Raw genomic sequence first — 14769 nt, forward strand, 5'->3', positions numbered from 1 at the left:
GTGCTATTACAGATTCCATTTATAAGTGATTGTGTTGTATATGGAGAATCTAATGCTATCACAGGGCAAAGTGTAAGTGTAAAGGTGGTGTTAGATTCTGAAAAAATAGAAGCAGTAGAATCTAAATCCCACGCTAATTCAAACTTAACGCTAAAAAAACATATCCGCACTTTCTGCAAAGACAAACTCGCCCCCTTTAAGATTCCAAGTAAAGTAAGCATTGTGGAATCTTTGGAAGTGAGTGAGAGATTGAAAAGGAAAAGAAGGTGAGAGAGAATATTATCATTTTAGAAAATAGTAAAGAGAAATTGGACCATAAAGCTGAGATTCAAAGTCTATTTCACACAATCTTTCGTAAGCCTATGCCGTATTATGAAAGATTCTTTACCACCACACCATTTGGCAATAAAATGATTTGCTATACTCACAATAATGCGATTAAAGGTATGGGGAATATCACAAGAATCCAAGCCAAGCTTAATGAGCAAAGCTACAATTATTATCTCTTTACAACATCAATGATTGATGAAAGTGTGCGGAAAGACGGAGCGTATTTTGCCATTCTCAACACCATAAAAGAAGTAGCTATGGAAGATAAAGTTGATTTTATCCTTGCCTTTCCAAATGCTAATGCCTATCCTATCTTGTCAAAACTCGGTGGTTTTGAGCTTATAGGTAAATATGCTTTTTCAACCCTGCCCTTACATCAGGTTCTGTCTCTGCCTTGGCAACAACTTCGCTTTACGCAAGGAATGTTGCAGTGGAGATTATCATTCCATCAATATTATAAGCATATTGATACAAACTACCAAATCATTTACAAGCTTTATAATGATGTGATTGATGTTTTACACATCTTTGATAATCAAGTGCAAATCCCTATACCAACGCAAAATTTTAATCATAAGGAAGTACTAATGCCACTAAAATTCGAGAGTAAGGTTCATAAAAATACTCAGCCCATTTGTATGACTTTTTTTCCTGTGCTGAAAGATAAAATCTCTTTAGATTTTTCACCTATTTTATCGGATGTGTTTTGATGAAAAAGATTCTAGCCTTTAGCTCTATTCGTTCAGAATATGACCTCTTAAGTCCATTGTATAAACTGCTTACACAAGATTCACAAATAGATTTTCGCCTTTTAGTGAGTGGAGCACACCTTTCGCATATTTATGGATATTCTGTGAAAGAAATTGAAAAAGATAATATCCCTATCCTTGCAAAAATAGAAACACTTCTTGCAAGTGATTCTAAAATATCAAGGATTAAAAGTGCTAGTCTTTTATTGCAAAATTCACTAGAGATTATTGCAGATTTTGCCCCAGATGTCTTATGCTATGCGGGAGATAGGGAAGATGTGATGATTTACAGTATGATAAGTGGTTATCTTGGTATTCCTTCAATTCACTTTTTTGGTGGAGACCACGTCCGTGATGGCTATATTGACAACCCAATACGACACGCCACATCAAAGCTATCAAGCCTACATTTTGTATCGTGTGAAGCACACTTGAAACGACTTGTAGCAATGGGGGAAGCAAGGGAGAGAATCTATAATATTGGAAGCATTGCCCTAGATAAATTTGTGGATTTTAACCCTATGCCCTTGAAACAGATTTTTTCAAAATTCAATAGAGAACAATTTGAAAGATTCGCCATTCTTATTTTTCACCCTGTTACACAAGAGGCAGGTATTGTTGATGTGATTTTTACAAATATTTTAGAATCTTTACAAGAAGCAAATATAGGAGCTTTTGTAAGCTATCCAAATGTTGATTATGGCAATCAAAAGCTTATTGCTACAATAGAGCGTTTCAAGACACATCAAAATTTTATTTTTTACGCAAACATAGATAGAGATTTATTTTTATCTATTTATAAACAAGCGGAGTTTATAATAGGAAACAGCAGTTCTGGGATAGGCGAGGCAGCTTCTATCCCAATACCTGCGATTAATGTCGGTATGCGACAAACCGGTCGTATGGCAGATAAAAATGTCATTTTCTGCTCATCAAACAAACAGGATATTAAAGATTCTATTACCAAAGCAACAAGCATAGCATTTAGAGAATCTATCCAAAACATACAAAATAGCTATGGTGATGGCAGAAGTGCAAAAAGGGCGTATGAGCTTATAAAAACTTTGGACTTTTCTCAATTTTTAAGCAAAAAAGAAGATCCTCTCGATCAAACCTTGAGATAAAATAAAGGATACAAATGAATAAAGACATTCTAGTTATTGCCACGCACCCTGATGATGAGACGCTAGGGGCTGGTGGGACGCTTCTTAAGCACAAAGCTAATGGCGATAGAATCCACTGCATTTTTTGCACAGATGTTTTTGAAGAAGAGGGCTTTAGTCAAAAAGTAATCCAAAAAAGAGAGCAAGAAATCGCCGCTGTATGCGAAGCCTATGGATTTTCAAGTGTGCATAGACTAGGGCTTAAAACAATGAAAGTTGATGAATATCCAAAAAGCAAGATTATTAACGCATTTTCTGGCATTTTTAAGCAAATAGAGCCCAATGTCATTTACCTGCCCTTTGCCTATGATGTGCATAGTGATCATCGTGTGATTTTTGAATCCGCCTTTGCCTGCACGAAGTCTTTCCGCTACCCAAGTATTGAACGCGTATTAATGATGGAGACTTTGAGTGAGAGTGAGTTTGCCCCGAGCTTTGCTGTACAGAGCTTTGTGCCAAATGTGTTTGTAGATATTAGTGAGTTTTTTGCTAAAAAATGCGAGATTATGGCAATTTATGAAAGTGAGATAGGCACTCTGCCCTTCCCCCGTTCAATGCCAAACCTCAAAGCCCTAGCACTCTATCGTGGCTGCACCCGCGGAGCGGACGCGATTTCTACGGATAAAAACGGCTTGATTTTAGCTGGGGGGGGGGGCGATAGATGAAGTCCCCCTTTACGCAGAATCCTTTATGCTCCTTAAAGAAAAACTCTAAACCCCTTAAGTCCATAGCTCTAGTAACCGGCACTCGTGCGGAATGGGGCTTACTCTACCCTCTTGCTAAAGCCCTAAAAAATACTCCATTTTTTAAGCTATCCCTTATCGTTACGGGTGCTCATCTTAGCAAAACGCTGGGCAATACCTATAAGGAAATACAATCCGATGGCTTTAAGATTGATGTTAAAATCCCCATTTTACAAGATTCTAGCTCCACTCAACTTGACATAGCTAAATCCCTATCTGCCGCGATTACAGCTTTTAGTCAGTACTTCTCTCACACTCCTTATGATATGGTGATTATTTTAGGCGATAGATATGAAGCCTTTGGAGTCAGCATAGCCTGTGCTAATCTCAATATCCCCATAGCTCATATTAGCGGTGGTGAGACCACACAAGGGGCGAATGATGAGTATATGCGACATTGTATCACTAAGATGAGTTATTTACATTTTACTAGCACAGAGATATATAGGAGACGCGTTATTCAGCTAGGTGAAAACCCATCGCGTGTGTTTAATGTCGGCTCATTAGCGGTTGAAAATATCCATAACACACCATTGCTTACTCAAGCAGAGCTAGAATCTACGCTTCAAACCCCTGCGGATTTTCTCCATTCCTTTTGTGTGCTGACTTTTCATTCCACGACTTTGGAATCTACAAATCCAACGCAAGAAATTACACTTATTCTAAACGCCCTTTTACAAAGCCCATATAAGATTCTAGCCACAAAGGCAAATGCCGATAGTGGCGGAACTCTCATCAATGAAATACTAGAATCTTATGCAAAAAAATATCCGCAAAACATTGTGCTTTGTGCGAGTTTAGGCAGAGTGCTGTATCTCTCAAGCCTGAATCTTGCAAGCTTTGTGATAGGCAATAGCTCAAGTGGTTTAGGCGAAGCCCCGATTTTACACACGCCTACAATCAATATCGGCGATAGGCAAAAGGGGCGGTTAATGCCCGAATCCGTTCTTACTATGACGCCAAATCCAAATGATAAAAAGGCGTATATCCAAGCAATTTTAGATTCTATACACACCATTACAAGCAAAGATTTTATGAACAAAGCCATCACTCACCCCTTTGGCAATGGCACAACTTCACAGCAAATGATACAAATCTTACAAAATACACTTTATAACGACACAATCAATCTCAAAAAAGCCTTTTATGATATAGAGCCTTGAATCTTAGCCACTTTGACATTACCAAAGAGTGAAGCAAAGGTGTGCTTATCATTGATTTGCAAATCTCCATATTCATCTTTGCTAAGTAAGCCTTGCTGCTGCATTTTCTGCAAGATTCTACTGAGCGTTTCAAGCTTGATATTGAGCTCGTGTGCTATGACTTGCCTTTGGACTTTATTGAACCGCTCTAGCTCGGTATAGAGCAGATGCCCCACACGCGAAGTGCTGTCATACACTTCTTTGAAGTTAATAAAATTCTTAAACACAATCACCTTGTCCATAAAAGCCGATAAAAAAGCATTGCTTATCTCAATATCCTGCTTAATCAGTAGTTCCAAAGATTCTAATTCAATAAACGCCACCACACTTGGCTCTATGCCCCGCACACTCGCAGCTGCCTCATAAGGCTTAAAAGAACCAAAAGCATTTATCAGTCTCACCCCCTTAGCCCTACTCTCCACATAGCACAAAAAATAATTCATTATCATTTTTATCCATTTTGTATAGCTCCAAACGCCCACTTATAAGCATACAAGCCCATTTGAGTAAATCCCCTTCATAATACAAAATCTCATTTTTATCTATCTGCCTTATCTTTGTGATAGATTCTAAAGATTTTAAACTCTTTTCACTTATATGCTCAAAATCTCCTATGTGCCGTAATGATTGCTTTTTCATCTTCTTTTCCTTATTTTTTCCTTATTTGTTATTTATCCGCGTGAGAATAGCAAAAAATAACCATTCTAGAGTAAAATACGCTCAAAAATCTTTAAGGATTCTAATGGAATATGATGTTTTAGTCGTGGGTGGCGGACACGCTGGGCTAGAAGCGAGTATAGCAAGTGCGAAAATGGGAGCAAAAACACATCTGCTTACACTTTTGGTGCAAAATATTGCTCTAGCAAGCTGCAACCCCGCAGTAGGTGGGCTTGGCAAAGGGCATTTAGTAAAAGAGATAGACGCATTAGGGGGCGTTATGGGGGAGATTACCGATAAATGCGGGATTCAATTTAGAATCTTAAACTCTTCTAAAGGTCCTGCTGTGCGTGGTACAAGAGCGCAAATTGATATGGATAGATATAGCATTATCGCTAAAGACATAGCCCTAAACACGCCAAATCTCACGCTCTCACAAGAAAGCGTAGAATCCCTTATCTATGAGAAAGATTCACAAGGGCGATTTATCGCTAAAGGTGTGAAAACAAATATCGGCAAAGCTTATTATGCTAAGGCTGTGATTCTTACCACAGGGACTTTTTTGCGTGGGCTAGTGCATATCGGGGAGAGTAAGATTCAAAATGGACGCTTTGGCGAGATGAGTCCGCAGAATCTTAGCACTTCCCTGCAAGAGCTAGGCTTGTCTCTAGGGCGGCTTAAAACAGGGACTTGTGCTAGGATTGATGGGCGGAGTATTGATTTTTCACGCCTTGAAACGCATAGTGGCGATAGTAACCCTCCGCATTTTAGCCATAAAACAAAGGATTTTGCCCCTACACAACTGCCCTGCTATGTAACCTACACAAATGAAAAAACGCATAATATTATCCGTAGTAACTTCCATCGCGCTCCGCTTTTTACAGGGCAGATTGAAGGGGTGGGACCGCGATACTGCCCAAGCATTGAAGATAAAATCAACCGCTTTGCCGATAAAGAGCGACATCAGCTTTTCTTAGAGCCTCAAACACAAGAAGCGGTGGAATATTACATTAATGGGCTTACAACCTCTCTGCCTATTGATGTGCAAGAGCAAATGATTCATAGCATTGAAGGGCTAGAAAACGCCCATATCACGCGATATGGCTACGCCATAGAGTATGATTATGTAGAGCCAACCGAGCTTTACCATACGCTAGAGACTAAAAAATGTGCGAATCTTTTCCTGGCTGGGCAGATTAATGGCACAACAGGCTATGAAGAAGCTGCCGCTCAAGGCATTATGGCTGGAATCAACGCTGCCCTTTCATTAAAGGGAGAATCTTTTAGCCTCGCACGAAATGAAGCCTATATAGGCGTGATGATTGATGATTTGGTAACAAAAGGCACAAAAGAGCCTTATCGTGTTTTTACCTCTCGTGCGGAGTATCGGCTGCTTTTGCGTGAGGATAATGCGTATTTGCGGCTTGTGCCTTATGCCTTTGCTTTGGGCTTAGTTACAAAAGAATATTATGAAAAAACTATGCAAGATAAAGAGCATATCACAAATACGATGAACTATTTACAAAATAATTACCTTACCCCATCGCAAATCTCACTTGATATGCTAAAATCGCTTAATCTCTCGCCCATTAGCGATAAGACTTTGCTTATTCATATCATTGGAAGACAGGAGCTAGAAGCCCAAACACTTAAGACACTTTTAGCAAAATGTGGGGTAGAAAATGTGGAATCTATGAGCAAGGAAGCCATTGAGCAGATTTTCATAGAATCTAAATATTTTGACTATATCCAAAAACAAAAAAAGCAAATCGGGCAGATGAAGCAAATGCTACAAGTGGAGATTCCACGGGATTTTGTGTTTGATAAGATTCCCGGACTTAGCCTTGAAGTGATAGAAAAGCTCAAAAAATTCACACCAAAGAGCCTTTTTGAAGCAAGTGAGATTAGCGGTATTACCCCTGCTAGCATTGATGTCCTGCATTTGTATATCCATTTACATCATAAAAAATCAGCTTTGGTATAATCTTTTTAAGTCAAAAGGAGTGGCAAATGAAACATATCAATACCATTAAAAACTATGCAATGGTTGGCGGACTTGGGGTGATGGCTGTTTTTGGACTAAATGCTTGTGATTCAGGTAACAACAATAACAACCTTAACTCCACTTTGCAAAATACGCAGAAAAACGGGGCGTTTGTGATTATTGAAGAGCAGTTTGATGGGAGCTACAAGGTGCTTGAAGAATATCCAAGTGAGCAAACACGCGTTATGCTTAAAGATAAAAATGGCGGGGAAAGAATGCTAAGTCAAGCTGAAATTGATGAGCTTATCAAGCAAGAAGAAGGCAAGATTAATGCTGGGACAAGTGAGCTAACAAACCCAAATGGCGGAGGACTAGGGCTTGGCGGGGCGATACTAGCAAGTGCGGCTGGGGCGATTCTAGGCAGCTATATTGGCAATAAGCTTTTTAATAATCCCAACTATCAAGCTAATCAACAACGCAACTACAAATCCCCACAAGCCTATGAAAGAAGTCAAAATAGCTTTAATAATAAAAATGCTACAAGCACAAGCGGCACAAAAAGCAATACTGGAAAAAGTGGATTTTTTGGGGGCAATAATGCGGGAGCAAACACAAATAGAAGCACACAAAATTACGGCGGATAATCACGACATATAGAATCTATTAAACGTGTAAAAAAACACGACAACAAAAGGAAATCAAATGACAATCACTACCCTTTCACTGCCTAGCATACAACAATTTGAATCTATGGGACTACAATGGCATACAGACTTAGATAACACCTCTTATATCAGTGATGAGCTTATCCATATCACAGAGCAGGAAGCAAATGCCTTTTATGAAGCGGGAAATACGCTGTATGATATGTTTGTAGAAGCAGGAGAGTATGTTATAAAAAATGATTTATTTTTTGAGCTTGACATTCCCCCTAGCCTTATTGGTGCGATAAAACAGAGCTGGGAAGAAGACATACATTGGCATTTATACGGACGCTTTGATCTTGCTGGTGGGATTGAAGGCAAACCTATTAAGCTATTAGAATTTAATGCCGATACGCCAACAATGCTTTATGAAACCGCCCTTTTGCAATGGGCGTTACTCAAACATAATGGACTAGATGAAAATAAGCAGTTTAATAATATTCATAACGCTTTAAGCGAAAATTTTAAGCGACTTATTACGCTTGATAAAGACACTTCTAGCTTTAGCTCACTCTATGAGGGCTGGAAAATACTCTTTTCTTGTATCACAGATTCTAGCGAGGATATTAGCACAACACGATTTTTAGAGTATATCGCTAGGGAATCTGGCTTTATATGCGACTTTGCCCCTATTGATAAGATAAATTTTTCTGCGACCCAAGGGGTTAGCTTTGAAGGGGTAAATTATGAATTTTTATTCAAACTCATTCCGTGGGAGAATATTGCCATTGATGAGCCTGAACTCGCCTTGCTGATGAGTGAAATGATGCAAAATCACAACACTATTTTTCTAAACCCCACCTACACACTGCTTTTTCAAAGCAAAAGAATGCTAAAGATTTTATGGGATCTTTTTCCAAATCACCCATTATTGCTCCCTGCGAGTTTTGAGCCACTGCCAAAAACAAAGCAAGTGCATAAAAGAGCGTTTGGCAGAGAGGGGGCAAATATTGAGATTATAGATTCACAAGGCAAGATTTTAGAATCTAAAGATGGCATATACACTCATCACAAAAGCGTGTATCAAGCCTATTATGAGCTAAACTCACACAAAGACGCCTATTATCAACCTAATGTGTTTTTTGCCTATGAATCTTGTGGGCTTGGATTCCGCAAGGGCGGGAATATAATAGATAATTTTTCAAAGTTTGTAAGTCATTGTATAAAGTAAAATCTATAATTACGCCCCATAGCCCACCCAAAATGGGCTTTGCAAAAGACAGGATTCTAGAATCTTTACAAAATCTTAAGGCTGTAAAATATCAAGATTCTTATCATAATCTTGTGTCTGCACATTTAAAATATGTAAAAGTGTATGAAATACATAATCCTGACTAAAATCCTGCTCCACTCTTTTTCTTGCTAAATGCGGAATCTCCCCCCACGATTGACTAAACCACATAATTGAGGGGATATGTTTTTGATACTTTGGAGCTAGAGTATAGCCAAGTCCGCCGTGCATATACAGCCCAAGCTCCCCCAAACTCTCGCCGTGATCACTCACATACCACAGCATAGAACGCACAGGGTTAGAATCTTTACTTGTAGAATCCTTTTGAAGCATACCTATCATTTGAGCTAAAACCCAATCTGTGTAAAGCAATGAATTATCATAAGCATTGCTTATCTCTTTAGTCGTGCATTTTGATAGCTCCTTTTGCTCACACACAGGAGTAAAACGCTCAAACTCCTTTGGGTAACGGCTCGTATATGAAGCCCCGTGGCTACCATAGCCGTGAATGACAATAAATGTGTTGCGATTATTTTGCTTTGCTTTTTCCACAATCTTGGCAATGTCTTTTAGCATTACACCATCAAGGCTATCTGTGGGATAAAAAAGCGTGTTGCGGATATTCCTATCACAGCCTCCCACACATTTACCGCCATTATTCCCCAAATACCACACATCATATCCTACACTTTGGGCAATATCAAGGATATTATTGACATACAATGAAAGGTTTCTGTGCGTATAAGTCTCTCTCGTATAATGTGTCAGCATACACGGCACAGCAATAGCTGTAATCACACCGCAAGAATAAAATTCCCTAAAACTTATGACATTGAATGCTTTTGTATAGGGATTTGTCTCTTTTTCATAGCCATTGAGTGAAAAATTTGCACTCCTTGCACTCTCGCCAATCACAAACAGCACAATTTGCTTTGGGGAATCCACGCTCAACACCGCATCTTCAGCCACAAGTATAGGGGTAAAATTTTTCTCTTTTGAATGCTGGATATACTGCACAAAGGAGCGGATAGGGGCAATGGGATTTGGCATATCCCCAAGCACTTTTTGCGTTTTAAACACAAAAGTAATGTCTTTTCCCATAGTTGCGTAGCTTCCGCTAATCATAATGGTTAAAGCCGCTACAAAGAAAAGTTTCTCTCGCAATGCTTTTTTTAGGCTAAAACGCTTTATTTTTGTAAAAAATACAAGCACACTTGGTAAAACACCAAAAAGCAAAACATACGCGATAAACCCAAAGCTTATCATATCCAAGGCTTCATCGGTATGTGTCTCAAACACACTTTGGATAATGTCCTCATCAAGCACCACACCTAAAGATTCCATATAGAATCCACACACACTACACAAAAGTAATACAAAAATCACAACATATTTAACACTCAATCTTAAGCTTAAAATCTCAAATGCCAAAGCTAAGATGGCTATATGCACGATATACTTTGCCCATACAAGATAGCCAAACCCAGCTTGCAAAGCAACATTATCAAATGTCTTATGAAAAGAATGATTAAGACATAAGACAATATAGGCACTCACGATAAGAATAAGCCAATGATAACTGATAGAATGAGAAAAGATTTTTTTGAAAAGTTTAAGCATTTATGTATTCTAAAGTCCTAAGCCCCACATTTGCAGAGCTTAGATTCTAAAAAAGTTTAAGATTCTTAGAGAAGTGAATCTATTTTTTGGCGGATAACATCTTCTGGCTGAACACCAGTGATTTGATCAACAATCTCTCCATTTTTCATAAACAACATAGTGGGGATATTGCGGATTCCAAATCGTCTTGAAAGCTCACCCTCATTATCCACATTCACCTTGCAAATCTTTGCCTTACCATCATATTCCTCTGCAAGTTTATCAATCACAGGGGATAGCATCTTACAAGGATTACACCAAGGCGCCCAAAAATCAACCAACGCTACGCTATTTGCGATCTCTGCATCAAAATTATCATTACTTAGCTCTATATACTTAGCCATAACAAACTCCTTCTTTAAGGTTGTTTAAAATTATTTTAACCTTGCATTGCAAGTTTAAAATCCGCTCATTATACATTGCTTTTTTCAACAAAAAATATCTTTTGTAATATTTTCACAATCTTTGTTTATGATTCTTAGGATAGCAACCTGCCTTTGCTTCTTGCTTTACCATATTTGCAAAACCCACTTTTCACACTATCACTTTTTGTAACTTTTATTTAAAAATATTTTACTTTTTCTCATAAGCCACAATTTTATCTTAAGAAAATCCCAAAAATAAGATAATATTCCAAGAATTTCAAAACAACAAAAGGAGAATCTGCAATGAAACTACAAGATGCAAATGATGAGCTGTTTAAGCAAGCTTCCAAACGACTTGATGAGTTAGCCAAGCTCCCCGCACACAATGGCAATAAAAATTTGATACAAGAGCTAGAATCTAAAGGTTTTTCTCGCCGTGATTTTATGAAATGGTCTGGTATGATGACAGCTACACTTGCCCTGCCTGCGAGTTTTGCTCCCTTGACTGCAAAGGCTGCTGAAGTGGCTAATCGCCTACCTGTTGTGTGGCTACATATGGCAGAATGCACCGGTTGTAGTGAGAGTTTATTGCGAAGCGATGCACCAAGTATAGATTCTCTTATCTTTGATTACATTAGCCTTGAATACCACGAAACCGTTATGGCAGCGGCTGGTTGGCAAGCAGAGCAGAATCTTCATCACGCTATTGAAAAATACGCTGGAGAATATATCCTTATGGTAGAAGGTGGGATTCCAAAAGGAAGCAGTGAGTTTTATCTCACTATCGGGGGACACGCACGCACAGGAGCAGAGGAAGCAAGAATAGCAGCAAAAAATGCAAAAGCCATTTTTGCCATTGGCACTTGTTCTAGTTTTGGCGGGATTCAAGCCGCTCACCCAAACCCCACAAATGCCGTGCCACTTAGTGAAATCACAAGTCGCAGTGTGATAAATGTGCCGGGCTGTCCGCCGAGTGAAAAAAACATTGTCGGCAATGTCTTGCACTATATCCTTTTTGGCTCACTTCCTACACTTGATGCCTATAATCGTCCAACTTGGGCTTATGGACTTAGAATCCACGATTTATGCGAAAGACGCGGGAGATTTGATGCGGGGCAGTTTGTAGAACATTTTGGCGATGAAAACGCTCAAAAAGGCTATTGTCTTTACAAAGTCGGGTGCAAAGGTCCTTATACATTTAATAACTGCTCAAAGCTTAGATTCAATCAACACACAAGCTGGCCTATTCAAGCAGGACACGGCTGTATAGGGTGCAGCGAGCCACATTTCTGGGATACGATGAATCCATTTGAAGAACCCATTGGCAACAAGCTTTATGCAACAAGCTTTAATGGACTAGGAGCGGATAAGACTGCGGATACAATAGGGGCTGTTGTGCTTGGGGCGACAGCCATTGGGATTGCCGCTCACGCGATTATCAGCTCAACACAAAATGCAAAATAAGGAGTAGAAAATGACAAAGCGTATTATTGTAGATCCTATTACAAGAATTGAAGGGCATTTGCGTATTGAGGTGATTGTTGATGAAAATAATGTTATTCAAGATGCGTTTTCTAGCTCAACACTTTGGCGCGGAATAGAAACGATTGTAAAAAACCGAGATCCGCGTGATGCTGGATTTTTGGTGCAGAGAATCTGCGGTGTCTGCACTTACTCACATTACAAAGCTGGGATTGTGGCGGTTGAAGATGCGTTGGGGATTAAACCTCCGCTCAATGCCATTCTCACACGCACTTTGATGAATATCTCTCTTTTTTTACACGACCACGCGGTGCATTTTTACACACTGCACGGACTTGATTGGTGCGATATTACTTCAGCTTTGCAGGCTGATTGTGCCAAGGCGGCTAAACTTGCTTTCAAATACACTAAAAATCCGTTATGTGCGGGAGAAGCGGACTTAAAAGTCGTGCAAGAAAAAGTGAGTGCCTTTGTCAAACAAGGTGCGTTAGGACCATTTGCAAACGCATATTGGGGGCATAAGACTTATAGATTTTCCCCAGAGCAAAATCTCATTGTGCTTTCACACTATCTTAAACTCCTTGAAGTGCAACGCGTCATCGCTCAAATGATGGCGATTTTTGGTGCGAAGAATCCCCACCCGCAAAGTCTAACCGTTGGTGGTGTAACTTCTGTTATGGATATTTTAGATCCCAGCCGTTTGGGCGAGTGGCTCACTAAACATTTAGAAGTGGTAGATTTTGTTAATCGTGCGTATTGGGCGGATATTATTATGGCAGCAGAAGCTTATAAAAATGAAGATTCTGTGCTAAAAGGCTGTGGGGTTAAAAACTTCATTAGCTTCCAAGAAATGCAGGTGGGAGCTGAAGAGTGGCTTTTCAGCAGTGGGATTGTCAAAAATGGCGATTTAAGCAAAGTTTATCCTATTGATGAAAGCAAGATTACAGAAGAGGCTACGCACTCGTGGTATGAAGATAATGAGCCGCTCCACCCCTATGATGGTAAGACAAATCCACACTACACAGGCTTTAGAGATGCTCAAACTATTGGAGCTGATGGCAAACTTGTAGATTCTAAAATCCTTGATGAGAGTGGTAAATACTCGTGGATTAAATCTCCACGCTATGATGGTGAGCCTATGGAAGTAGGGCCTTTAGCGAGTGTTGTGGTGGGATACGCAAGTGGCAATAAGGCAATTGTAGATGTTGTGAATGAATTTTTACAAGCCACAGGTTTGCCAAAAGAAGCACTTTTTAGCACACTTGGTAGGACTGCTGCTAGGGCTATTGAATGTAAGGTTGTCGCAGACCACGGAGTGAAGGCGTTTAACGCACTCAAAGATAATATCGCAAAGGGCGATAAAAGCACTTGTGCGCCTTATAGCATAGATAAAAATAAAGAATACAAGGGACGATTTATCGGTAATGTGCCACGCGGAATGTTAAGTCATTGGGTAAGAATCAAAAATGGCGTGATTGAAAACTATCAAGCCGTTGTGCCTTCCACTTGGAATGCAGGACCACGCGATGCCAAAGGGCAAAAAGGACCTTATGAAATGAGCCTTATTGGCACACAGGTTAAAGACATTACCCAGCCACTTGAGATTATCCGCCATATCCATTCCTTTGACCCTTGTATTGCTTGTGCGGTGCATTTAATGGATACACAAGGCAATGAACTCAGTCAATACAAAGTAGAGCCATCATTTGCTAGACTCCGCTAGAACTTAAAAGGAAAAAGTATGAATAAGGTTGAAATGTTTAAAAAAGAACTCCATATGCACGAGGAGTTTTCAGGGCTTACGCGGATATTCCATTGGATTAGAGCATTGTGTATTTTTACACTTATTGCCACTGGATTCTATATTGCTTATCCTTTTATCAGCTCAAACCCAGAGATGACACAAGCCACCCTGCAAGGTGTCATACAAGGCGAGATTGTTACAGAACAACAAGTAGGTGCAGTGAGTAATTCCTACCTTCAAGCCTACATCCGCAGTGTGCATTTGATTATGGGGTTTGTGTTGATTGGTATTTCATTTTTTAGAGTCTATCTTTTTATTTTTGATAAAAAATCTTTACCAGAAAGAGTGTCGTTTGCTCAAGTCAAACAACCAAAAGTGTGGCTAGATACCATTAAAGCCTACTTATTTATAGGCGGTCATCCACACATTGATGGTGCATATAATCCATTGCAATTTGCCACTTATCTTTGCCTTGGCATACTTGTTTTACTGATTTCACTCACAGGTGTTGTGCTATATTACAATGTCTATGATGATGGACTTGGAGCGATTTTAAGCTTTTGCTTTAAATGGGTAGAGGTGCTTTTTGGTGGGTTATCAAATGTGCGTGATTTACACCATATCCTTACTTGGGCATTTGTAATTTTTATCCCTGTGCATATTTATCTTGCTGTGTGGAATTCTGTCAAATACCCAAATGGTGGCGTAGATGCGATTGTAAGCGGTATGCGTTATACTGATGATGTGAAAGTTTAA

General features: G+C 39.4%; 15 protein-coding genes. 11 read left to right on the top strand and 4 right to left on the bottom strand.

From position 1 onward, the window contains the following. The 5 genes from LS74_RS08395 to neuC (LS74_RS08415) all read left to right on the top strand — a co-directional run. Positions 1-270 (top strand): AMP-binding enzyme (locus LS74_RS08395; RefSeq protein WP_407920976.1); only part of this gene is annotated, 270 nt, incomplete at its 5' end. Then, positions 267-1040 carry a hypothetical protein gene (locus LS74_RS08400; protein WP_034589389.1) on the top strand — a complete coding sequence of 258 codons (774 nt, stop codon included), beginning with the start codon at positions 267-269 and terminating at the stop codon, positions 1038-1040. The genes LS74_RS08395 and LS74_RS08400, both read left to right, overlap by 4 nt. After that, entirely contained in the window at positions 1040-2203 is a 1164-nt protein-coding gene (gene neuC, locus LS74_RS08405; RefSeq protein ID WP_034589391.1) for a UDP-N-acetylglucosamine 2-epimerase, read from the top strand. Before LS74_RS08400 ends, neuC (LS74_RS08405) begins: the two co-directional genes overlap by 1 nt. A gap of 14 nt (positions 2204-2217) precedes the next feature. Further along, positions 2218-2907: a PIG-L deacetylase family protein gene (locus LS74_RS08410; protein ID WP_236096882.1), complete on the top strand. Its 690-nt coding sequence runs from the start codon at positions 2218-2220 to the stop codon at positions 2905-2907. Beyond that, positions 2904-4148 (top strand): UDP-N-acetylglucosamine 2-epimerase, encoded by a 1245-nt coding sequence (gene neuC, locus LS74_RS08415; protein ID WP_138129017.1) that lies wholly within the window; start codon positions 2904-2906, stop codon positions 4146-4148. The genes LS74_RS08410 and neuC (LS74_RS08415) overlap by 4 nt, the downstream gene beginning before the upstream one ends. Here the strand turns inward: neuC (LS74_RS08415) and LS74_RS08420 are convergent. Both LS74_RS08420 and LS74_RS11410 read right to left on the bottom strand, forming a co-directional pair. Then, the gene (locus LS74_RS08420; RefSeq protein ID WP_236096883.1) at positions 4130-4636 is read right to left on the bottom strand and encodes a Crp/Fnr family transcriptional regulator; all 507 of its coding nucleotides are present in this window, start codon (positions 4634-4636) and stop codon (positions 4130-4132) included. The two genes, neuC (LS74_RS08415) and LS74_RS08420, sit on opposite strands and share 19 nt — an antisense overlap. Next, positions 4599-4826, bottom strand: a complete 228-nt coding sequence (locus LS74_RS11410; RefSeq protein WP_236096884.1) for a cyclic nucleotide-binding domain-containing protein — start codon at positions 4824-4826, stop codon at positions 4599-4601. Before LS74_RS11410 ends, LS74_RS08420 begins: the two co-directional genes overlap by 38 nt. Before the next feature lie 97 nt (positions 4827-4923). On the opposite strand from LS74_RS11410, the gene mnmG reads away from it, so the two are divergent. From mnmG to LS74_RS08435, 3 genes are read left to right on the top strand one after another with little or no spacing between them, the layout of a single operon-like run. After that, positions 4924-6828, top strand: a complete 1905-nt coding sequence (gene mnmG / locus LS74_RS08425) for a tRNA uridine-5-carboxymethylaminomethyl(34) synthesis enzyme MnmG (RefSeq protein ID WP_201274722.1) — start codon at positions 4924-4926, stop codon at positions 6826-6828. 26 nt (positions 6829-6854) lie between these two features. Then, the gene (locus LS74_RS08430; RefSeq protein ID WP_034588142.1) at positions 6855-7472 is read left to right on the top strand and encodes a UPF0323 family lipoprotein; all 618 of its coding nucleotides are present in this window, start codon (positions 6855-6857) and stop codon (positions 7470-7472) included. 58 nt (positions 7473-7530) lie between these two features. Beyond that, entirely contained in the window at positions 7531-8703 is a 1173-nt protein-coding gene (locus tag LS74_RS08435) for a glutathionylspermidine synthase family protein (RefSeq protein WP_034588144.1), read from the top strand. A gap of 75 nt (positions 8704-8778) precedes the next feature. Here LS74_RS08435 and LS74_RS08440 read toward each other — a convergent pair whose 3' ends face one another. Next, the gene (locus LS74_RS08440; protein ID WP_034588146.1) at positions 8779-10383 is read right to left on the bottom strand and encodes a phosphoethanolamine transferase; all 1605 of its coding nucleotides are present in this window, start codon (positions 10381-10383) and stop codon (positions 8779-8781) included. Between the two features lie 65 nt (positions 10384-10448). Then, on the bottom strand, positions 10449-10766 hold the full coding sequence (gene trxA, locus LS74_RS08445) for a thioredoxin (protein WP_034588147.1): 318 nt from the start codon (positions 10764-10766) through the stop codon (positions 10449-10451). Between the two features lie 324 nt (positions 10767-11090). Here trxA and LS74_RS08450 point away from each other — a divergent pair, with 324 nt between their 5' ends. From LS74_RS08450 to cybH, 3 genes are read left to right on the top strand one after another with little or no spacing between them, the layout of a single operon-like run. After that, the gene (locus LS74_RS08450; protein WP_034588149.1) at positions 11091-12251 is read left to right on the top strand and encodes a hydrogenase small subunit; all 1161 of its coding nucleotides are present in this window, start codon (positions 11091-11093) and stop codon (positions 12249-12251) included. A 10-nt stretch (positions 12252-12261) separates the two neighbouring features. Next, entirely contained in the window at positions 12262-13992 is a 1731-nt protein-coding gene (locus LS74_RS08455; protein ID WP_034588152.1) for a nickel-dependent hydrogenase large subunit, read from the top strand. Between the two features lie 18 nt (positions 13993-14010). Continuing rightward, positions 14011-14769, top strand: a complete 759-nt coding sequence (gene cybH, locus LS74_RS08460; RefSeq protein ID WP_115026312.1) for a Ni/Fe-hydrogenase, b-type cytochrome subunit — start codon at positions 14011-14013, stop codon at positions 14767-14769.

Origin of the sequence: Helicobacter magdeburgensis, from assembly GCF_000765825.2 — a bacterium.
GTDB lineage: Bacteria > Campylobacterota > Campylobacteria > Campylobacterales > Helicobacteraceae > Helicobacter_C > Helicobacter_C magdeburgensis.

Excerpts from the sequence above, each read along its gene's own strand:
- LS74_RS11410 (WP_236096884.1), bottom strand. The coding sequence starts at position 4,826 with ATGAAAAAGCAATCATTACGGCACATAGGAGATTTTGAGCATATAAGT.
- LS74_RS08440 (WP_034588146.1), bottom strand. The coding sequence starts at position 10,383 with ATGCTTAAACTTTTCAAAAAAATCTTTTCTCATTCTATCAGTTATCAT.
- LS74_RS08420 (WP_236096883.1), bottom strand. The coding sequence starts at position 4,636 with ATGATAATGAATTATTTTTTGTGCTATGTGGAGAGTAGGGCTAAGGGG.
- LS74_RS08435 (WP_034588144.1), top strand. The coding sequence starts at position 7,531 with ATGACAATCACTACCCTTTCACTGCCTAGCATACAACAATTTGAATCT.
- LS74_RS08410 (WP_236096882.1), top strand. The coding sequence starts at position 2,218 with ATGAATAAAGACATTCTAGTTATTGCCACGCACCCTGATGATGAGACG.
- trxA (WP_034588147.1), bottom strand. The coding sequence starts at position 10,766 with ATGGCTAAGTATATAGAGCTAAGTAATGATAATTTTGATGCAGAGATC.
- LS74_RS08455 (WP_034588152.1), top strand. The coding sequence starts at position 12,262 with ATGACAAAGCGTATTATTGTAGATCCTATTACAAGAATTGAAGGGCAT.
- neuC (WP_138129017.1), top strand. The coding sequence starts at position 2,904 with ATGAAGTCCCCCTTTACGCAGAATCCTTTATGCTCCTTAAAGAAAAAC.
- cybH (WP_115026312.1), top strand. The coding sequence starts at position 14,011 with ATGAATAAGGTTGAAATGTTTAAAAAAGAACTCCATATGCACGAGGAG.
- LS74_RS08430 (WP_034588142.1), top strand. The coding sequence starts at position 6,855 with ATGAAACATATCAATACCATTAAAAACTATGCAATGGTTGGCGGACTT.
- LS74_RS08450 (WP_034588149.1), top strand. The coding sequence starts at position 11,091 with ATGAAACTACAAGATGCAAATGATGAGCTGTTTAAGCAAGCTTCCAAA.
- neuC (WP_034589391.1), top strand. The coding sequence starts at position 1,040 with ATGAAAAAGATTCTAGCCTTTAGCTCTATTCGTTCAGAATATGACCTC.